The organism is Aliikangiella litoralis, assembly GCF_052495765.1.
The window spans coordinates 639797-659653 of sequence record NZ_CP199292.1 but is presented as its reverse complement, the minus strand read 5'-3'; the positions used below and the strand labels follow the sequence as shown (position 1 = coordinate 659653).

At 37.1% G+C, this 19857-nt stretch carries 14 protein-coding genes; 5 read left to right on the top strand and 9 right to left on the bottom strand.

Annotated elements, in window-relative coordinates; genetic code table 11:
* Window positions 1-30 precede the first annotated feature (30 nt).
* The 8 genes from purH to dapA all read right to left on the bottom strand — a co-directional run bounded on the left by purH (window position 31) and on the right by dapA (window position 9184).
* A complete protein-coding gene (purH, locus tag ACT5E3_RS02895) occupies window positions 31-1599 on the bottom strand; it encodes a bifunctional phosphoribosylaminoimidazolecarboxamide formyltransferase/IMP cyclohydrolase (protein ID WP_444996816.1) in 1569 nt (522 codons plus the stop codon).
* 152 nt (window positions 1600-1751) lie between these two features.
* Complete coding sequence (gene fis, locus ACT5E3_RS02890) at window positions 1752-2045, bottom strand: DNA-binding transcriptional regulator Fis (protein ID WP_444996815.1); 294 nt, start codon at window positions 2043-2045, stop codon at window positions 1752-1754.
* A complete protein-coding gene (gene dusB, locus ACT5E3_RS02885) occupies window positions 2042-3058 on the bottom strand; it encodes a tRNA dihydrouridine synthase DusB (RefSeq protein WP_444996814.1) in 1017 nt (338 codons plus the stop codon). Before dusB ends, fis begins: the two co-directional genes overlap by 4 nt.
* 215 nt (window positions 3059-3273) lie before the next feature.
* Window positions 3274-4686 carry a DUF3426 domain-containing protein gene (locus ACT5E3_RS02880; protein WP_444996813.1) on the bottom strand — a complete coding sequence of 471 codons (1413 nt, stop codon included), beginning with the start codon at window positions 4684-4686 and terminating at the stop codon, window positions 3274-3276.
* A gap of 22 nt (window positions 4687-4708) precedes the next feature.
* Entirely contained in the window at window positions 4709-5590 is an 882-nt protein-coding gene (gene prmA, locus ACT5E3_RS02875; RefSeq protein WP_444996812.1) for a 50S ribosomal protein L11 methyltransferase, read from the bottom strand.
* Between the two features lie 117 nt (window positions 5591-5707).
* On the bottom strand, window positions 5708-6655 hold the full coding sequence (locus ACT5E3_RS02870) for a proline racemase family protein (protein ID WP_444996811.1): 948 nt from the start codon (window positions 6653-6655) through the stop codon (window positions 5708-5710).
* Between the two features lie 15 nt (window positions 6656-6670).
* The gene (locus ACT5E3_RS02865; protein ID WP_444996810.1) at window positions 6671-8254 is read right to left on the bottom strand and encodes an aldehyde dehydrogenase (NADP(+)); all 1584 of its coding nucleotides are present in this window, start codon (window positions 8252-8254) and stop codon (window positions 6671-6673) included.
* Between the two features lie 36 nt (window positions 8255-8290).
* Complete coding sequence (gene dapA / locus ACT5E3_RS02860; RefSeq protein WP_444996809.1) at window positions 8291-9184, bottom strand: 4-hydroxy-tetrahydrodipicolinate synthase; 894 nt, start codon at window positions 9182-9184, stop codon at window positions 8291-8293.
* Between the two features lie 288 nt (window positions 9185-9472).
* Between dapA and ACT5E3_RS02855 the strand changes: the two genes are divergently transcribed.
* Together ACT5E3_RS02855 and ACT5E3_RS02850 are read left to right on the top strand one after the other, a co-directional pair.
* Window positions 9473-10687, top strand: a complete 1215-nt coding sequence (locus ACT5E3_RS02855) for a M24 family metallopeptidase (protein WP_444996808.1) — start codon at window positions 9473-9475, stop codon at window positions 10685-10687.
* Between the two features lie 34 nt (window positions 10688-10721).
* Window positions 10722-11969, top strand: a complete 1248-nt coding sequence (locus tag ACT5E3_RS02850; protein WP_444996807.1) for an NAD(P)/FAD-dependent oxidoreductase — start codon at window positions 10722-10724, stop codon at window positions 11967-11969.
* A gap of 65 nt (window positions 11970-12034) precedes the next feature.
* Here the strand turns inward: ACT5E3_RS02850 and ACT5E3_RS02845 are convergent, their stop codons facing one another.
* Window positions 12035-12916 carry a GntR family transcriptional regulator gene (locus tag ACT5E3_RS02845; protein WP_444996806.1) on the bottom strand — a complete coding sequence of 294 codons (882 nt, stop codon included), beginning with the start codon at window positions 12914-12916 and terminating at the stop codon, window positions 12035-12037.
* Window positions 12917-13060: 144 nt separating this feature from the next.
* Between ACT5E3_RS02845 and ACT5E3_RS02840 the strand changes: the two genes are divergently transcribed.
* The 3 genes from ACT5E3_RS02840 (at window position 13061) to ACT5E3_RS02830 (ending at window position 19761) form a co-directional block, all read left to right on the top strand.
* Window positions 13061-14158, top strand: a complete 1098-nt coding sequence (locus tag ACT5E3_RS02840) for a M24 family metallopeptidase (protein ID WP_444996805.1) — start codon at window positions 13061-13063, stop codon at window positions 14156-14158.
* Between the two features lie 340 nt (window positions 14159-14498).
* The gene (locus ACT5E3_RS02835) at window positions 14499-18230 is read left to right on the top strand and encodes a sensor histidine kinase (RefSeq protein ID WP_444996804.1); all 3732 of its coding nucleotides are present in this window, start codon (window positions 14499-14501) and stop codon (window positions 18228-18230) included.
* The gene (locus tag ACT5E3_RS02830; RefSeq protein WP_444996803.1) at window positions 18223-19761 is read left to right on the top strand and encodes an HD domain-containing phosphohydrolase; all 1539 of its coding nucleotides are present in this window, start codon (window positions 18223-18225) and stop codon (window positions 19759-19761) included. Before ACT5E3_RS02835 ends, ACT5E3_RS02830 begins: the two co-directional genes overlap by 8 nt.
* Window positions 19762-19857 lie beyond the last annotated feature (96 nt).

The following is a 19857-nucleotide window of genomic DNA, read 5'->3' as shown; positions in this document are numbered from 1 at the left end:
AAATGAATAGGTCACTACCTAGTTTTTAGCTTAGTGTTTAAAATGACGCATTGAAGTAAACACCATTGCCATGCCATGTTCATTAGCGGCATCAATCACTTCTTGATCACGCATTGAGCCACCAGGCTGAATAATAGCGCTAATACCCGCTTCTGCTGCCGCATCAATTCCATCTCTAAATGGAAAAAAAGCATCGGAAGCCATCACAGAACCTTTGACTTCTAAACCTTCATCAGCGGCTTTAATACCTGCAATTTTTGCGCTGTAAACTCGACTCATCTGGCCTGCACCAACACCAATAGTCTGTTCATTTTTTGCATAAACAATTGCATTCGATTTAACAGATTTTGCAACCTTCCAACAAAATAATAAATCTTTAATTTGTTGTTCGGTTGGTTTTATCTCAGTAACAACTTTTAAATCTTTTTGCTCAATAAGTCCTAAGTCTCTGTCTTGTAATAGTAGCCCTCCATTTACTCTTTTATAGTCAAATGAAGGAACAGAATTTCCCCACTCTCCAGAAGAAAGTAATCGAACGTTTGCCTTAGCAGAAACAACAGTTTTAGCTCTTTCGGTTACACTAGGGGCAATAATAACCTCGACAAACTGACGATCGATGATCGCTTTAGCTGTCTCATGATCAAGTGCCTGATTAAAAGCGATGATACCACCAAATGCAGAAGTTGGATCGGTTTTAAAAGCCCGCTCATAAGCTTCTAAAATATTATTACCAACAGCAACACCACAAGGATTAGCATGTTTAACAATAACACAAGCTGGTGCTGAAAATTGTTTAACACATTCTAATGCAGCATCAGTATCTGCCACATTGTTAAATGATAATTCTTTTCCCTGCCACTGCTTAGCGGTAGCAATTGACGCTTCTTGTGGATTGGCTTCTACATAAAACGCCGCAGATTGATGAGGGTTTTCACCATAGCGCATTGTTTGGGCTTTTTTAAATTGAACCGAATAAGATTCTGGAAACTTTTCAACTTCTTGTTCTGCTAAACGAGCACCTAGATAATTAGAAATTGCAGCATCATACTTAGCGGTATGCGCAAAAGTTTTCCAAGCAAGTCGATAGCGTAACTGATAATCAGTTCCCTGATTTGTTTTTAGCTGCTCAACGACTTTAGAATAGTCATCAGGTTCTACAACTACAACAACATCATTATGGTTTTTAGCTGCTGCTCGCAGCATTGTTGGTCCACCAATATCAATATTTTCAATCGCATCTGCAAGCTTGCAGTCATCTTTAGCAATTGTTGATTCAAAGGGATACAAATTAACAACGATTAAATCAACTCCTTGAATACCATGTTCACTCATAATTTCATCATCAGTCCCTCGACGGGCTAAAATACCTCCATGAATTTTAGGGTGCAGGGTTTTGATTCTTCCATCCATCATTTCTGGAAAACCGGTATAACTAGAAACCTCAGTTACCGAAATGTTGTTTTCCATCAGTAATTTTGCGGTGCCTCCAGTTGATAAAATTTCAACACCTAACTCGCTAAGGGACTGAGCAAACTCTAACACCCCAGTTTTATCTGATACGCTAATTAAAGCGCGTTTGATCGCTCGAATGTTACTCATAAGGATCTCTGTCTGAATAATTAAAAGAAGTTTTGTAAAAAAAATTTATTATAGACTTGGTTAATTAGCTCATTAATTTTAAGTTAATTAAAGAAGTTATCATATTAACAAATGACAAAACGGGCTAACGCCCGTCTTGTCAATCAAAGATATTAATTTAAACCGTACATTTTTAATTTTTTTCTTAATGTTCCTCGATTTAAACCTAAGACTTGAGAAGCTTTTGTTTGATTACCTTGCGTGTAAGCCATAACACTTTCCATCAAAGGTGCTTCAACTTCCGCCAATACCAGATTATAAATATCAGCCGGTTTTTCATCTTCCAGTTGCGCAAAATAGTTTTTCATTGCTAATTCAACGCTTTCTCGTAGAGTGGTTTGTTGATTTAAAATCTCAAAAGAACTTGTTTCTTTCTGTTCTAGTGTTTCAACGCTATCTAAATTCATGCCACTTGTGCCTTTTCAATTTTTCTTTGTTTAAAATACTCAGCCAAAATACACAATTGTTTTTCAGCTGATTGAATCTGATTAAACCTGTGTCTAAAATCGTCAGTCATTCCATTACTTGATAAATACCAAGCAACGTGTTTTCTAGCGATTCTCAATCCTTGTAACTCTCCATAAAAACCATGCAACTCAGCTACATGGCTCATTAAAATTTGCTCAACTTCATCAATGTGTATGTCGGGCAACTTTTCTCCTGTTTTAAAATAGTGCAAAATTTCCCTGAATATCCAAGGACGACCTTGCGCAGCTCTACCGATCATTAAACCATCGGCACCAGTATAAGCTAAAACTTCTTTTGCTTTTTCTGGCGAATCAATATCACCATTAGCAATAACAGGGATAGACACAGACTGTTTAACTTGCCTAATTGTATCGTATTCTACTTCACCAAGATATTTACAAGCACGGGTCCGACCATGCACCGCTAGTGATTGAATCCCAGCCTGCTCTGCAAGCTGTGCAATATAAACGGCATTTTTGTTTTCAGTATCCCACCCTGTTCTAATTTTGAGGGTAACAGGTACATCGACTGCATTAACCACTGCATGTAATATCTCTTCAACTAATTCAGGATCTTTTAATAACGCCGAACCAGCTGCTTTTTTGCAGACCTTTTTTGCCGGGCATCCCATGTTGATGTCAATAATTTGAGCACCATTTTGCACATTATACTCGGCAGCGGCGGCAAGCATTTGTGCATCACCACCAGCAATTTGTACTACTCTTAACCCAGGTTCACCATCATGGCTTAACCGAAGTAAGCTTTTTCTTGAATTCCTCAAAGAAGGGTCAGCCGATACCATTTCACCCACAACCACACCTGCGCCCATTGATTTGCAAAGGCGGCGAAAAGGTAAATCTGTTACTCCAGCCATAGGAGCTAGAAACAAATTATTTTCTAGTGAGTACGAGCCAATCCTCATTTCGGGATCAATATAAGCCTGAGACGACATTTAAAGGTTGGTCAAGAAAACAGCAGATTTTACACGCTTTAATGAGACTTGAAAACGACAAGCTTCCTAATTTTGTCACTTTTTTTAATCTGTTTTTCTATGTTGATACTTGCATTTTATTTTTTACATAAAAATCAATTGATTAGCAGTCTAAATAAATTGGCATTTGATTTACATTAAATACTTACTCATTCTTTTTAGCTATAAAACAACCACTATTTAAAAACAAACTCAAAACCCAAAGCATCTGGGTGTGGCAGTTCAGTAGAAAAACTAATATGAACTTCGCTTCCTGCTCTCATTAATTGCCCATTATTTTCTGGAAAATACTCCTTAACCTCAAAGTGTTTAACTGCGACTTGCTCTCCTAAAGAATTACTAAATTGAATCGATATTCTCGGATAAGGCTGATCAAAGCTCGCATCATTTGTCATTGATATCTTAATATCGAGTAAGTTATCACTTTGCTCTGAAGGGGTTACTAAACGCTGAATGACTCTGATTTTAGATGTATCTTTCCTTGGTTTAAGTTCACAAGGCAATGCCGAACAAATAGCATGCGTTGTACTGCTCCATGTTTTATCCCACGCTAACGTTTGCCTGTTTGACCAAAATTGTACTGCGAGAATAGTTAATAATATCAGGGCTGTTGTCGCAATAATGCCATTACGCAACCCTGTTTTTTTCTGTTCGACCCTTTCCTCAAATTCATCAAGTGGATCGGGTTCAACATCAGACTCATTAATCTGATTGGTTAAAGTATCAGATAAATAATCTGCATCCATTTCAATATTTTCAGAATCATCTAACTCTGTTTCACTAAGCTCAGGCTCATCAAGCCCAAGCTCATCTTCAAATTCAACTAAATCCGCAGAGTTTGATTTCGATTCAAATCTTTCTGATTCAGTATAATTTTCTTTTTCACTAATTAACTCAAGTTCATTACTTTGTTCTTCTTCAACCTGGGTTTCTTCATAGGTAACTTCAGGATCAACACTAGCAGCCGATACCTCTATAGACTCGGCTTCTTCATTGATACGAATACTGTCAACTTCAGAAGACGTCTCAAGCTCAAAATCTATATCAACTGCATCTTCTGCCGTATTATCAAACTCTTGATCGTCAAATTCAGCAAAACCACTTTCGTTATGATTACTTTCTAATATTTCCTGCTGCGAGGTTAACGGCTCATCAAAAGTATTTAAACCTTGATCATCGTCTTCTGGTGAATCAATATCTACTGGTACAGAAAAAGCAGGCTCTTGTTTTTCTTCTGGTATTTCTACTTCATTAATCGCATCTGATATGTCGGCAGAATAATGGGGCTCTTCGTCAAAGAAATCGGGCTCATTAATATCATCTATTTTGACTTCAGGTTCAGTTCTCTCTTCATCAATAGCAAGCGAATCTTTTGACTGTGAAGCTGGCATTTCAGCAGTTTGATTTTGGGGAATATTTGATTCTGTCTCTTCCTTGACTCTGGGCTTTAGCATGTAGTCATTAGCTTGAAAAACTTCAAGACATGCACCACAGCGAACTTTGCCATGTGCCATTGAGAGCATTTTTTCGCTAACTTTAAATACCGTTTTACATTGTGGGCATCGTGTATATTGAGTTACATCTTGCACTGGAAATATTCCTTGCACTTTATTATTTTTTTATACCAGTCAAACGAGTCCACTCATCTTGATAAGCTGGCTCATCCATCTGAAACCACTCTAAATAAGTTGAACGAATTGACTCAGCTTGAGTATCCAACAAACCTGAAAGAGCGAGTTTAGCATGAGATTGACAATGTAAGGAAATCTGAGGGGCTAGACTTTCTAGTGGTCCAGCCAGAATATTAGCGACCAAAACCTCAACAATAATGCCATCAAGAATATCCGGTAAACCAACCACTAAGCGTGAGTCCCAAACAGAATTTCGTTTGGCATTTTCTTCAGTTGCCAAAATTGCTTGAGGATCAATATCAACAGCATAAACTTTGCTGGCCCCCAATTTTAATGCAGCAATGGCCAAAATACCTGAGCCACACCCAAAGTCTAAAACCGTTTTACCAGTTAAATCAATAGAGTCTAACCACTCTAAACATAAGGCGGTCGTTGGGTGTGTTCCAGTGCCAAAAGCTAGGCCAGGATCGAGTAAAACATTAACAGCTGTTTGATCAGGAACAGGCTTCCAACTAGGACAAATCCACAAACGCTGACCAAATTTCATTGGTTCAAAGCGAGTCATCCACTCTCTTTCCCAATCTTTATCTTCTAATAACTCAAATTTTTCATCACAGGTAAATTGGCTAAGTTGATTCGATGCCCATTGTTTCAATATCTGCCTGGTATTCACTTCAGCATCAAACAAAACCATCATTTTAATGTTTTGCCAAAGAGGAGTTTCACCCGGAGCAGGTTCTAAAATAGGGACATTTTCTGCGTCCATCAGGGTCACAGAAAGAGCCCCTAAAGCCATTAATTCATCACCTATAATGTCAGCATGTTCTTCTGTCGTTTTTAAAGCAAGTTGTAACCAAGGCATATTATCTAGTGTCTTGTTGAGTAAGTGACGCTAGTTTAACCGATTTTATAAACGAAGAGAAAAGCCGCTCACTTTTTTAGATTATTATGAGTTAACGGCTTGATAGAGTATTGGGGGTTAAGCAGGGATACCGTGGCAATAAGGATCATTCGGATCAAAAACCACCGTTGCTCTTAAATTGACAAAGGCCTCACCAACAATGCGCGGGATCAATTGCCCTTCACGAATGCTAATACTGCCTTCAAAAACGCTACCAATAATACTTTGCTGACGCCAGATTTGACCCGGCTGAAGCGCTCCGTCGGCATATAAACAAGCTAATTTTGCCGAAGTGCCTGTACCGCAAGGTGAGCGATCGTAAGCACTCCCAGGGCATAAAACAAAACTTTGACTATTCGCTTCATCAGGGTTAGCTGGCTCAGCAAATAGCTCAATGTGATCGATATAACCGTCATTTTTACCGGTAATTTTAGCTTCACTCAAAGCGTCTCGAACTCGACAACTATAATCAACTAACTGTGGAATATTATCTTGTTTGAGTAATAAACCGTGATTTTTAATTAAGAAAAACCAGTTTCCCCCCCAAGCAATATCACCTATAACTTGACCAATTCCATTCACATCAACAGCAACATCTTTTGCAAAACGGTAACTAGGAACATTCTCAATTGCCGCACGATTTGGTGAAATCAAGTTGACTTCAACTTCACCTACAGGTGTTTCAATCGTATGTCGACCTAAGCTAATTTTTCCCATATTGTAAAGCGTTACAGCCAGACCAATGGTGCCATGTCCACACATACCTAAATAACCAACATTGTTAAAAAATACCACTCCGGCAGCATTCTTAGGATTAACCGGCTCACATAAAAGAGCCCCAACCATCACCTCAGATCCTCTTGGTTCATTCACCAGAGTACGGCGATAATGATCAAAATCACGAGCGAAAATAGATAAACGTTCAGCCATATCACCTTCGCCTAAATCAGGCCCACCACTAATGATGGTTCGAGTTGGCTCACCGCCAGTGTGTGAGTCAATTATCTTAAGTTCGGATGCAATCATAAGCTTTAACACCTATTAACTAGCAATATTATCTGTAGACCAAACTCCATCAATTAAACGCCATACATCTCCAGTAGGGTTAGCATTAGCCAATACTGGTGGCAAACGATGTTCACGAACACCGTCATAACACTTTAGTGCAGCAAAACGCTTGATAGACGCTGGCAATCCAACGGCAGTAAATCCAGGATGTCCAGCCGCAGGGAATGGGCCGCCATGATTCATAGCTGCTGACACCGCAACCCCCGTAGGCATTTTATCATTCAGTATCCGACCAACTTTCTGACGTAATGCAGGTTCAATCTGTTGATATGCAGTATCATCTTTTCCTTCGCTATGTGAATAAATACAGCCTGTTAGGTTACCCTCTAGCGTTTGGATGATGTTTAATGTTTGTTCTGTAGAATCTGAACGGATTACTAATGCCGCGTTACCAAACATTTCTTTTTGGAAAAGCTCAGAGTTAGCCAGGTATTGGCTACCACTCACACTCATCAGTGTATTCGAATTGCAAAAACGGGCAGAATTTTCTTGGTTAGCTTGGGTCAATAACTGAGCCCCTCCACCAATCAATTCATCAGCAGTTCGACAAATATTTTCAGCCGCAGTAGGCGAAAGTAATGTTGCTATTGGAGCTTCGTCAAACCGACTAGCTAGGGCTTGTATAAATCCATCACCAGTCTCTCCTGTTGGAACAACAAGTAGCCCAGGCTTAGTACAAAGTTGCCCCGCAGCCATAACACAGCTGTTAGTGAACTCCTCAACAAGACTATCGGCTTTTTCTTCTAGCGCTGACGACAATATAATTGTTGGGTTAATGCTTGATAGCTCAAGATAAATTAATTTGCCTGCACTATCTGCTGCTTGTTTTAACGCAAGCCCTGCATTACGAGATCCAGTAAAACCAGTCGCGGCAATGCGCTTATCACTAACAAGTTTTAGCCCCAACTCATTTGACATCGCATATAACATTTGCACCATGCCTTTTGGCAAGCCACTTTTCTCAATTGCAATGTGTGCCAACTCTGCAAATAATCGAGTTGTGCCAGGATGTGATGGATGTGCCTTAGCAATAACAGGGTTACCTGCGGCAATAGCTGCTGCAAAATCACCACCCGAAATGCTGCCAAAAGCAAAGGGAAAGTTATTAGGACCAAAAACAACAACAGGCCCCAATGACTCAAACATAGAACGAATATTATTTTGTGTGTCAATAGTGGGCTGTGTCCAACTAAATTCACGCACCGCTTTAGCCGCTTGCCGTAACTGGCCAGTCGTTCTGGGAATTTCAATATCAGCCAGCCTTGGTGATGTGGCTAATCCTGTTTCAATATTAGCCATCTCAACCAAAGCCTGACTATTATTTTCAATATTGTCAGCATAACATTCCAGAAACTCAGCAACTTTAACATTTGAAATTAGCCGCATTTCAGTAAAAGCTTGTGAGGCAGCATTTAATGCTGCATCACAATCACACCAGCTAGAAACCGGATAAGTATCTGCCAAAGACTCTCCGGTTGTAGGGTTGTAGGCTTGAAACTCGGCTTCAGCATTAGCTTCTTGCCAACAACCATTAATCAGTATTTTATGTAGTGCCATTGATCAAAACTCTCTTATAGTAAGCTTAGGTTTAAATTACTTTGGGCGGTTTTCTACAGCTTCTTGGTATAGTTTTTCTACATAAGCTCTCTGCTCACCTTTAAGAGGTAGTCTTGGTCCTCTAACCCGCTCAGAACCTCTTCCAGCGAGCTGCTCAGCAAACTTTATACACTGCACTAAAGTTGGGATTGTATCTAAACGGAGCAAAGGTAAAAACCAGCGCCAAATTTCTCTTGCCTCTTCATAGCGACCTTCACTGGCTAAATTAAAAATTTTCACTGATTCTTGAGGAAATACATTCGTTAGACCAGATATCCAACCAGTCGCCCCTAACATCAGACTTTCAAGAGCGATATCATCAACACCACCAAAAACAATAAAACGATCACCAAACTCTCGATATAACTCAGTGATACGGCGGGTATCTTCTGTCGCTTCTTTAACCGCAACGATATTATCAATAGCAGATAATACCTTCATGCCTTCAATCGAAACATCAACACCATAAGTGATTGGGTTATTGTAGATCATAATAGGCAACTTAGTGGCCGCAGCAACTTGTTGGTAATGATAAATGGCTTCATCTTCTGTTGAACGGTAGACCATTCCGGGTAACACCATTAAGCCATCAATCCCAATCTCTTCAGCATCTTTTGCATACTCAGCCGCCAATGCAGTAGTTGTTTCTGCAACTCCTGATAGTACAGGTACTCTTCCTGCTGCAACTTCAACCGCTTGGCGCATCACTTCACGCTTTTCTTCTGCTGATAAGGAACAGTTTTCTCCAACGGTACCGCAAACAATGATTCCGTGTACACCTTCAGCAATCAACTGCTCTAGCATTTTGCTATTACTATGATGATCGATCGAAAAGTCTTCCTTAAATTGTGTGGTGACTGCAGGATATACCCCTCTCCAATTAACTTTCATTCTGAAACTACCTCTTACTTTGTCATTAACTATTGGTTTGCTTGCGCTACCCAAAAAAATTTCTAATTGATATTTTCATTAATATAACATTATATTGTGTACAATAAAACATTTATTTGCTATTCTCAATTTAATCAATCGGCTTTAAAAGTTGATCTATTATATTAATGGCATAATTAATGTAGAACCAATAAACTTTACATTATCTACAATAATACTCTTTTTTGTTCTATTTCTATAATCAAAAAAGGAATAAAATTGAGATTGAATTAATCAAAAGGGCAGAATATGACAATAGGTGTAGGCGGCTTAACGCAAAAAGAAGCTTTATCAAGTCTAAGCAATATGACCAGTGGAATGAAAGCAATCCCATCGGAGGAGTATCGCCAGCGAATAAAGAAAGCCCAAAAACTGATGAAAGAACATCAAATAAGTGCAATTTATCTTAATGCAGGTACAAACCTTTACTATTTCACCGGCACTCGTTGGTATCCAAGCGAAAGACTTGTTGGAGCGATCCTTCCAGCAAAAGGCCCTATTCACTATTTTTCACCCCATTTTGAGATTGATACGCTCAAAGGTTTTATGGGCATTGAAGGAGCAATTAGTGGTTGGCACGAAGATGAATCACCATATCAGCTATTTCATCAGGTTTTAAACGCCATAGGAATTACTGAAGGCAACATTGGCATTGACGAATCAGCCTCCTTTTTTATCCTTGATGGATTTAACCAGTCTCCACATAATTATACTTGGGTTAATGCGAAAGCAATTACAGCAGGATGCAGAATGCAGAAGTCAGTTAATGAGTTAGCACTGATGCAACAAGCCAAAGACATGACATTAGAAGTCCACAAAGCTGCCGCAAAAATTCTCAGAGTTGGTATATCAACAGCCGAAGTCACTGACTTCATTCACCAAGCACACAAGAAAGTAGGTGCTCGTGGTTCGTCATTTTGTATTGTTTTATTTGGTCAAGATACTTCATACCCGCATGGTGTTAAGTCACCTAAAAATCTCGAACAAGATGACATTGTATTGATAGACACAGGATGTTTAGTTGAAGGCTATAACTCCGATATTACACGCACTTATGTATTTGGAAAACCTTCTGAACGACAGCGTACTATGTGGGCAATTGAAAAAGAAGCTCAACTCGTAGCATTTGCTAAAGCTCAGCCAGGTACTCCTTGTGGTCAAGTTGATATAGCCGCTCGAACCTATCTGGAATCTAAAGGTCTAGGCCCTGACTACCAAGTGCCTGGATTACCTCATCGAACGGGCCATGGTATTGGCTTGGATATCCACGAGTGGCCTTATTTAGTTCGTAGTGATGAAACCCCTCTGGCTCCCGGTATGTGTTTTAGCAATGAACCAATGCTTGTCCTACCGAACGAATTTGGAGTGCGTTTAGAAGATCATTTTTACATGACAGAAAATGGTCCAAAATGGTTTACTCAACCTTCGCACTCAATCGATGATCCTTTTGGTTACGAAGCCTAAACAAGCAATTTAAATAAGTATTGGAGAATAATTGGTGACTCACCCCATCCCTGATGTTGCAGTAATTGGTGCTGGTATTATAGGCACTTGCATTGCGGAAAGATTACAACACGAAGGAAAAAGTGTCATATTAATTGATAAACAAGCCCCTGGAGAAGGTTGCTCTAAAGGAAATGCCGGCCACTTTGCGACAGATATTATCTTGCCTTTGGCTAACTTTAAAACTTTATTAAGTGTGCCTAAGTTATTGCTAAATCCAATGGGGCCACTTTCAATCAATTGGACTTATTTACCTAAACTGCTACCTTGGCTTACTCGTTTTGCCTGGGCTGCAATGCCACATAAAACAGCCCAAACAATTGAAGCCTTAAAACAACTTAACCGTCCTTCGATTATTCGCTTTCAACATCTGCTTAAACGTACAAAGCTTGAAGCTTTAATGACTCAGCGAGGTGCGTTAACTGTTTTTAGTACGCCTGCGGCGCTAAAAAATAATCGACAACACCAAAAGCAAGTACAACAACATAATGTTAATGTAGAGCAACTTACTGGCGAACAAGTTAGGGAGCTTGAACCAATGCTTGCTGAATCAATTATCGGTGGCCTTTATTACCCAGATACAGCTCACTCAATTAATCCCCATAGACTAGTCACATCTTTAGCAGATATTTTTTTGCAGCAAGGTGGGCAATTAGTAAAGCAAGAAGTATTATCCATTGATACATCCAATACTCAACAAGTCACTTTACAAACTAATAAAGGTAAACTAGTAGCTAAGGAAATTATTATTGCCTGTGGTGCATGGTCTAATAATCTGATTAAACACATTGGTCATTCTGTACCACTAGAAACAGAAAGAGGTTACCACTTAACACTACCACAACAATCAGTCTCAATAACCAGACCGGTTACTTGTTATGAGCGCTCATTTGTAATGACCCCAATGGAAGAAGGTCTACGCTTAGCAGGGACTGTTGAATTAGCAGGCTTGCAAGCTTTGCCAAACTATAAACGCGCTCATCAACTTTTTAAACACGCCGAAACTATTTTACCTGGAATAAAGAAAAATAACGTTTCTCAATGGATGGGACACCGACCTTCCTTACCTGATTCATTGCCAATAATTGGCCGCTCTCCTAATCAACCAAGCGTTGTTTTTGCTTTTGGTCATCAACATTTAGGCCTGACTCAGGCAGCAGTCACAGCAGATATAGTGAGTGAAATCATTCAGCAAAAAGAACCAAGTATTGATATAAGCGCCTATCGTATCAATAGGTTTTAATTACCTAATAAAAGGGTTACTTATTATTAGCAATAGAATTATTAATAATAAGTAACTTTGTTGAGTTAACCTGATTTTTTCAATTGAATTAAACGCAATACATTTTCTTTTTGATCACGTATATGCTTAACTAATGCTGATTCAGCTTGACGCCAATTTTTTGCAATTAAGTTTTCTAAAATATCTCTATGCTCTTGAGCCATTTCGCTCTTAACGCTAGCGCCAACAGAAGCATAATCAAACAAAGCGGTATAAAAGTCGCCATGCCGTTTGAAAAAATCTTGAATATAAAAATTATCGCAGCGAGTAATCCAATAGTCATGAAGGTTATTATCAATTTCTGAATCTTCTTCTTCAGCACTAACCACATTTCCAGACAACATGTTTTGCAAATCATCTTGAACAAGAAAAGGACGAGCAAGTTGTAAAGCTTTAACTTCCAAAATTTCTCTTATCTCTAAGTAATCAAGCATATCCTTTTCTCGAAAGCTTCTCACCTTCCAACCACAACGAGGTACATGTTCAATTAGTCCTGTACCCGCTAAACGAGAAAATACTTGTCGAATAATAGTGCGTCCTGTTTCGTATTTTTTTGCTGTAGCTTCTTCTCGCAAATAGTCAGTATGATTTTCAAAACAAAGTTTAATGACATCATTCGCAACTTTTTCATCGAGGTTTGAACTCAACTTAAGTGGCTTTTTAAACTCAGTGACTTTTGACGACTTACCGCCCCCTTTAGGTGTAACTGTTCTTTCTAAACGTCCATTAGGTTTTCGACAAATAATATTTTCTTCGATTAATTGCTCAACGACTTGGCGTACTGGTGTTAAGCTAACGGCATAGTAATCTGCAATCGCTCCTAAAGTCAGGCGAAAGGGTAACTCAGAAAAAGTTTGAATTTGATGTGTTAAATCTTGTTTTATTGTATCAGTTACTTTCGTACTCATATTATCTACACCAAAAAATTAAATAAAAACTAAACTGCTAGAACATTTAACTATTAAACATCACATTATAACAGATTTCAAACTTGCAACATCTAATAACAAGAATGTACAATTGCGCACAATATCAAACACATAAGGATTCGCATGCAACCTGACCATCTAAAAAGAATATCAACTCTAAGAAAACAGTTAAGTAACTCACCTTACGACGCTATATTAATTTCAAGCGTACAAAACTGTCGTTACCTGAGTGGCTTTGAAAACACAGATGCTAACGTTGCCTATTTAATAATTAGTATGGATCAACTGTATCTAATAACAGATTACCGCTATTCGCAACAAGCCCTCAAAGAGTGTCCACATTATAATATTGTCGAACGTGATCGTCAGAATATTAATCTCGGTCAACAATTTAATCAAACTTTTAATGAAATAAAAATTTCTCATGTCGCTTTTGAGAAAGAACATATGAGTTATAGTATCTTCTTAGAAATACAATCCGAAATAAAAAATGTTCAACTCTCAGCTATTGCTGGCTGGGTTGAAAAGCAGAGAATGATCAAAGATGAAACAGAGATTGCATGCATAAAAAAAGCCGCTCAAATAGCAGATAAAGCGCTCAAAAATTTAATGCCCTATTTAAAAGCAAACGTTACGGAAAAAGAGGTTAGTCTCGAACTTGAATATCAAATGCAAAAGCTTGGTTCTGAAGGACTGGCTTTCCCCACTATCTTTGTTTCGGGAAAAAACACCTCATTACCTCATGGACTGCCCTCAAACAAAAAGCTAGAAACTGCCGACTTAATTACGCTTGATTTTGGTGCCGTTTATGATGGATATCGCTCTGATATGACCCGAAATTTTGTTGTTGGTAAGCCCAATAAAAAACAACTATCAGTTTATGACACAGTAAAATCAGCTCAACAAGCAGCACTAGACAGCATAGTACCTGGTATAAAAGCTTCTATTCCATATGCTGCATCGAAGCAAATTTTAGATACTAGTCCATATGCAAAATATCAAGGCGAAGGTTTAGGTCATGGTGTTGGGTTATACTTGCATGAAATTCCTTTTTTGCAAAACAACTGCAATATTGAACTGCAAGAAAACATGGTAATTACTATTGAGCCAGGCATTTATATTCCCGACTGGGGTGGCATACGCATAGAAGATGACATCAGGGTGACTAAAACAGGTTATGAGTTATTAACTCACTCACCAAAAGAACTTATCGAAATTTAACAAACACTAGGACATATTAAATTTTATCAGACAATATAGACTAGGAGAACAATGCTCTAGAGAACAATACTGTAAACTACTATGTATTGGCTAATATATTGATTTGTTTTTTAATCATTCAACATCTAAAAAACAGACCATCATAATAAGCTCCCCCAAACTTCAAGTAGCATAATATTTTTATTAATTTATGCTACTTATAGCAAATTCACCTAAACAACCTAATATTAGAAATTTTTTCGTCTTAGTATTTAAAATAAAAAGTCGGAACAACAATTTACTTTTAAATTGCTCAAACTCTCCTACAATAATTAAGACTTATTTCCTTTTCAGGTGAACAATGCTTCGTTGTTTTTTTTTACTGTTGTCAATAATCGCAACACAGCTTCACGCAACTAACCTTTCCCCTTATCGGGGCTATAATAAACACTTTAACCGCTATTCCGTTGAAGAAGGGCTAAATCAGGTTACAGTAACTGCAATTTATCATGATCTTGAAGGTTATTTATGGATAGGAACACAAGGAGGGTTATCCAGATTTGATTCAAATGAATTTGCCAGCTTCACTAAAAACAGTGCTCCCGAAATAAGCATCAATAACAACTTTATTACTGCCATCACTCAATGTAACCCTAATATTATCTGGGCTGCTAATGCAACAGGCCTCGATAGGTTAGATAAAGAAAAAGGGCAGATTTTGTTTCATGATATTTTTGGGGGATATAATAAAGCTTTTATTACTCAACTATCGTGCTGGGATAATTATTTGCTAATTGGAACAACTGGAGCTGGATTATTATTATTTGACTTACAAAAACTGCAAGTTGTTAGCCTTTATAATGGAAATAAAAAAACTCCTATCAATCCTTCTATTGATGCTATATCACTCTTTAAAAATGATGTTTTTGTTGTAGAAAACAATCATGTCAAGCGCCTTCAATATAATAAAAAAAGTCAAAAATTTAATTTAAAAGAAACTTTTTTAGAAGGCAAAAATATCTATTCTCTCACTAACTTTTCTGATGCTGTAAGCTACGCAATAAGCACTACAGGAAAACTATACAAAATACATAAAATTAAAAACAAATGGTTAACAGAGCCTATTCCCGTTCAATATAACCAGTTAAATGAAATAGGTGTTAGAGCCATTAAAAATGATGGAAAAAAAATTATTGTTGGCACCATTGACGGTTTATATTTCGTAAACCCTGAGAAACAAACGGTTCAATACTCAAATTACCATGTCAATGATCCTAGAAGCTTATCAGATAATCATGTAACAGCACTTTTTATTGATAATAATAAAAACCTATGGGCTGGCACTCAAGCACATGGAATCAATAGAACATCTATTGATGAAAGTATTTTTTATCATATTTCCAAAAGCATAACTAATGGGAGAGTTGAACCGATATTATATGTTAGAGGCTTTTATTTTAAAGAAAACATTGAAATTGTGGCAACACAAAACGGCATTTACTATCGCACACCTGAGCAAACTTTTTTTTCAAAGATAGAAACTCTCTATCCGAAGTTAGCTTATTTCGATAATATTTTTATTACCAATATCTCTGAAGGAATCGATGGAAACCTTTATATAACCACGAGAGGAGATGGTTTGCATAAATTTAATATAAAATCGAATACTCTAGAAAGAATTGATGGTGACGAAAGCATAGGCGAAATTCGATTTTTTAATTTTAGCGTATTAAGTAAAAGCGGAAAACATTGGTTTAGCGCTCGCAAAAAAGGTTTGCTTTATCTCGATACAGAAAAAAATCAATTAGTTATAGCATCACAAAAACTACATAAAATGGTTAAACGCTTTACCCATATTATTGAAGATAAAAACGGAATAATTTGGGCAGGAACTGTTGGTGCAGGACTAATACGATTTAACCCGGAAACAGATGATATTACACAATATCTACCAGAGCCTAACAATAAGAATAGTATTCCCGATGAAGTTGTTCATATGCTAACAATAGACTCCCAAGAAAGAATATGGATTGCAACGTTGAGTGGCGTTAGTATACTGAATAAAGCTCGCGATAAGTTCACTAATATTGATAAACAAAAAGGTCTATCAAATGATAGTATCTGGAATATTATTTATGATGGTATTGATAGTGTTTGGTTTGGGCATAGTAGCGGTATATCACGAATTGATGAAGCAACATTAGCTATTGACAATTATACCATTAATGATGGATTACAAGGGCTAGAATATAGTTTTGGTGCAATTGCAATTTCCCCTCAAGGCTATATTTATGCGGGGGGAGTCAACGGGTTTAATATTTTTGATAATGCAAGAAAAAATATTGAGCATCATTATAAAAAAGAAATATCTGTTAGTAAGTTTAGTGTTTTAGAGCATAATTCAACGTTGAATAAAAGCTTAATGAAACCTAATTACTTTTTCAAACCAAAAAAAATAAATTTATCTCACTTAGAAAACACGTTTTCTTTTCAACTCACGACGCTTGATTTTCATAATACAATGAAAAACCAATACCAATATCGCTTACTTGGTTTTATCGATAAATGGATTCAAATGCCATCAGATAGCCAAACCGCAACATTTATGAATATTGATGATGGACATTACCAGTTTGAGGCTCGATTATCGAGTGAGTTCGATGAAAATCCAATTTACTCTATTCCAATCGAAATTTCTGCTGTTTGGTGGCAATCTAAACCAATGATTACATTTTATTGGTTCATCAGCATAGCAATTGTTATCAGTTGGTTTTATCAAAGATACAGGCGATTTACCGATCTAAAAAAGGCCCACTTATTTACCAGTAAAACAAAAGAACAATTACGATTAAGCCTTTGGGGATCAGGTGATGAGTTATGGGACTGGGATTTTGTCGCTAATCAAGTGACACATAGTGGAGAATGTCATTGGATAGACTATCAAGGATTAAAAGATACATTTGAAATTTCTCATGTAAAAAAAATCATTCATGTTGATGACTATCAGCAATTTGCAGCTTCAGTCTTATCACACTTAAAAAGAGGTAAAGAAACATTCCAAGAAATGTTACGGGTAAAAAGCGTTGATGGCGAATGGATATGGTGTGAATGTAAAGGAAAGGTCGTTGAAAAAGATAGTTCAGGAAAAATTTTAAGAATTTGTGGAACAGTTAAAGATATTAATGTACTTAAGCAACAAAAAGAAGATCTAGCCACATTAAATTCAAATCTAGAAAGTCGAGTTGAAGATCGAACAAAAGAACTAAAAGAGCGTAATATTGAATTAGAAAATGCTATTTCAATTATTGATCAAACCCAAAAACAACTGATAGAGTCGGAAAAGCTAGCTTCTTTAGGTAGCTTAGTTGCCGGTATATCACACGAAGTTAACACGCCTTTAGGTGTCTCATTAACTGCGGCCACATCACTACAGTATGAATCAAAAAAAATCACTCAAAAAGTTGAAGAAGCCAGCTTAACTCGTAGCGACTTCAATCAGTTTTTAGCTCACAGTAGCGAATCAGTTAATATTATATACAATAACTTACAAAAGGCTAATCACTTAATTAGTAGTTTCAAACAAGTTGCAGTCGATCAAGTATCAGATAGTAGCAATTCAATTAATATAAAGTCATTTATCGAAACGCTTAATATGAGCTTATACCCCGCTTATAAAAAACATGGAGTTGAAGTTGAGTTGAAGATATTAACAGATATCAATGTAGAAACCTTTCCTGGAGCACTAAGTCAGGTGATTACAAACCTGTTAATGAATAGCCTTTATCATGCTTTTGATAACACATTAAATGGAAAAATATTGTTGATGACCGAAGATACGGGTTCTGAACTGATTATCACTATTCAAGATAATGGCGATGGGATCCCAGAAAATATCAGAAGTAAGATATTTGATCCTTTCTTTACGACAAAAAGAGGGAAAGGCGGAAGTGGCTTAGGCTTAAATATTGTCTATACTTTAGTAGTTAATAAACTCCAAGGAAAAATTGTTTTTGAACCAGTCAAACCTCAGGGTGCTCGTTTTATAATAAATATTCCACTAGATGTAACTGTTTCAGGTGAAAATAATGAATGATGAGCTGATTTTTGCAGATGAACCAATCGCCCCACAACCCCATAAAAGTCAATTATTAGATAAATATAAAATTCTAATTGTAGATGATGAACCTGAAGTTCACGCTGTTACAGAACTTTCTTTAAGTGGCTTTAAATTTAAAAATAAAGAACTTGACTTTATTAATGCCTACTCAGCAAACGATGCTAAACAACTCCTTCAAAAACACAAAGATATTGCAGTAATATTACTCGATGTTGTCATGGAGACAGAGCATGCGGGACTCGATTTAGTCAGCCATATTCGCCAGGAAATGAATTATTCTGCTGTTCGTATTATTTTGCGAACAGGCCAGCCGGGACAAGCTCCAGAGCGAGAGGTCATTGAAAACTTTGATATTAATGATTACAAATGCAAAACAGAGCTGACTTCACAAAAATTGTTTACTCTGATGCATGCAAGCCTTCGCTCTTATTCAGATATTGTCTCTTTAGAACAATCCAAAAAGGGCTTAAGAAAAGTCATTGACGCCTCAAGGGGAATTTTTAATAAGCATGCTTTTGACTCTTTTATTTCTGGAGCAATTACTCAAGTTGCTTATCTACTGGATTTAGATGATGCTTTCATTATGTCAGATGAAACTCATATATTTAGAATTGAAGGTGAAAAATTCGATAAATTTTTCTTTGTCGATCAACTAGGACAAATTTCCAGCATTGCATTATCTGATTTATCTCAAGATGTTCAAAAATCAGTTACCCTAGCTATTGAAAAGAAAACCAACATATTTACTGAAAACTCAGTACTGGTTTACTGTGAAAATAGATATTACATAACAATATTTTACTTTAGGCCCTCTCGTCGACTGAGTTCAGTTGACGAAGAATTACTGAATATATTTACAGAAAATATTGTTGTTGCATTAGAAAATATTCGTCTACAGGAAATTATTAAAGAAAATCAAAAAGAAATTATTTATCGGTTAGGTGAGGTGGTAGAAAACCGCTCAAAAGAAACAGGTAATCATGTTAAAAGAGTAGCCTTATATAGTGAACTATTAGCAAAACTCTACCCGCTTGATTCAGAACAAACTGAAATAATAAAACTAGCTTCACCGTTACATGATATCGGAAAAATAGCAATCCCAGACGCTATTTTAAACAAAGCCGATACTCTTGATCCCAAAGAATGGAATGTAATGAAAAGCCATGCTGAACGAGGTGGTGATATGTTAGACAGTAGTGATCTGATTCTGCTACAAGCTGGCGCAATTATAGCTGGGCATCACCATGAAAAATGGGATGGTTCTGGTTATCCTGAAGGGTTATCAGGCGAAGACATTCATATCTTTGGACGAATAACAGCCTTGGCAGATGTCTTTGATGCCTTAGGTAGTAAACGTTGTTATAAAGAAGCCTGGCGTGATGATGAGATTTTGGAGTTTCTAGAAAAAGAAAGTGGACGTCACTTTGAGCCTAAGTTAGTCGAAATAATGTTAAACAATATTGATCGTTTCTTTAAAATTCGTGACGAATTACCTGATCATTCATAGACTAATTAACGGTAAACGATTTAAAAGAATAACAATAAAGAGTCATACAACTCTTTGAAACTCATTATTTGCATCATTATTATTGTTGCAATTTAG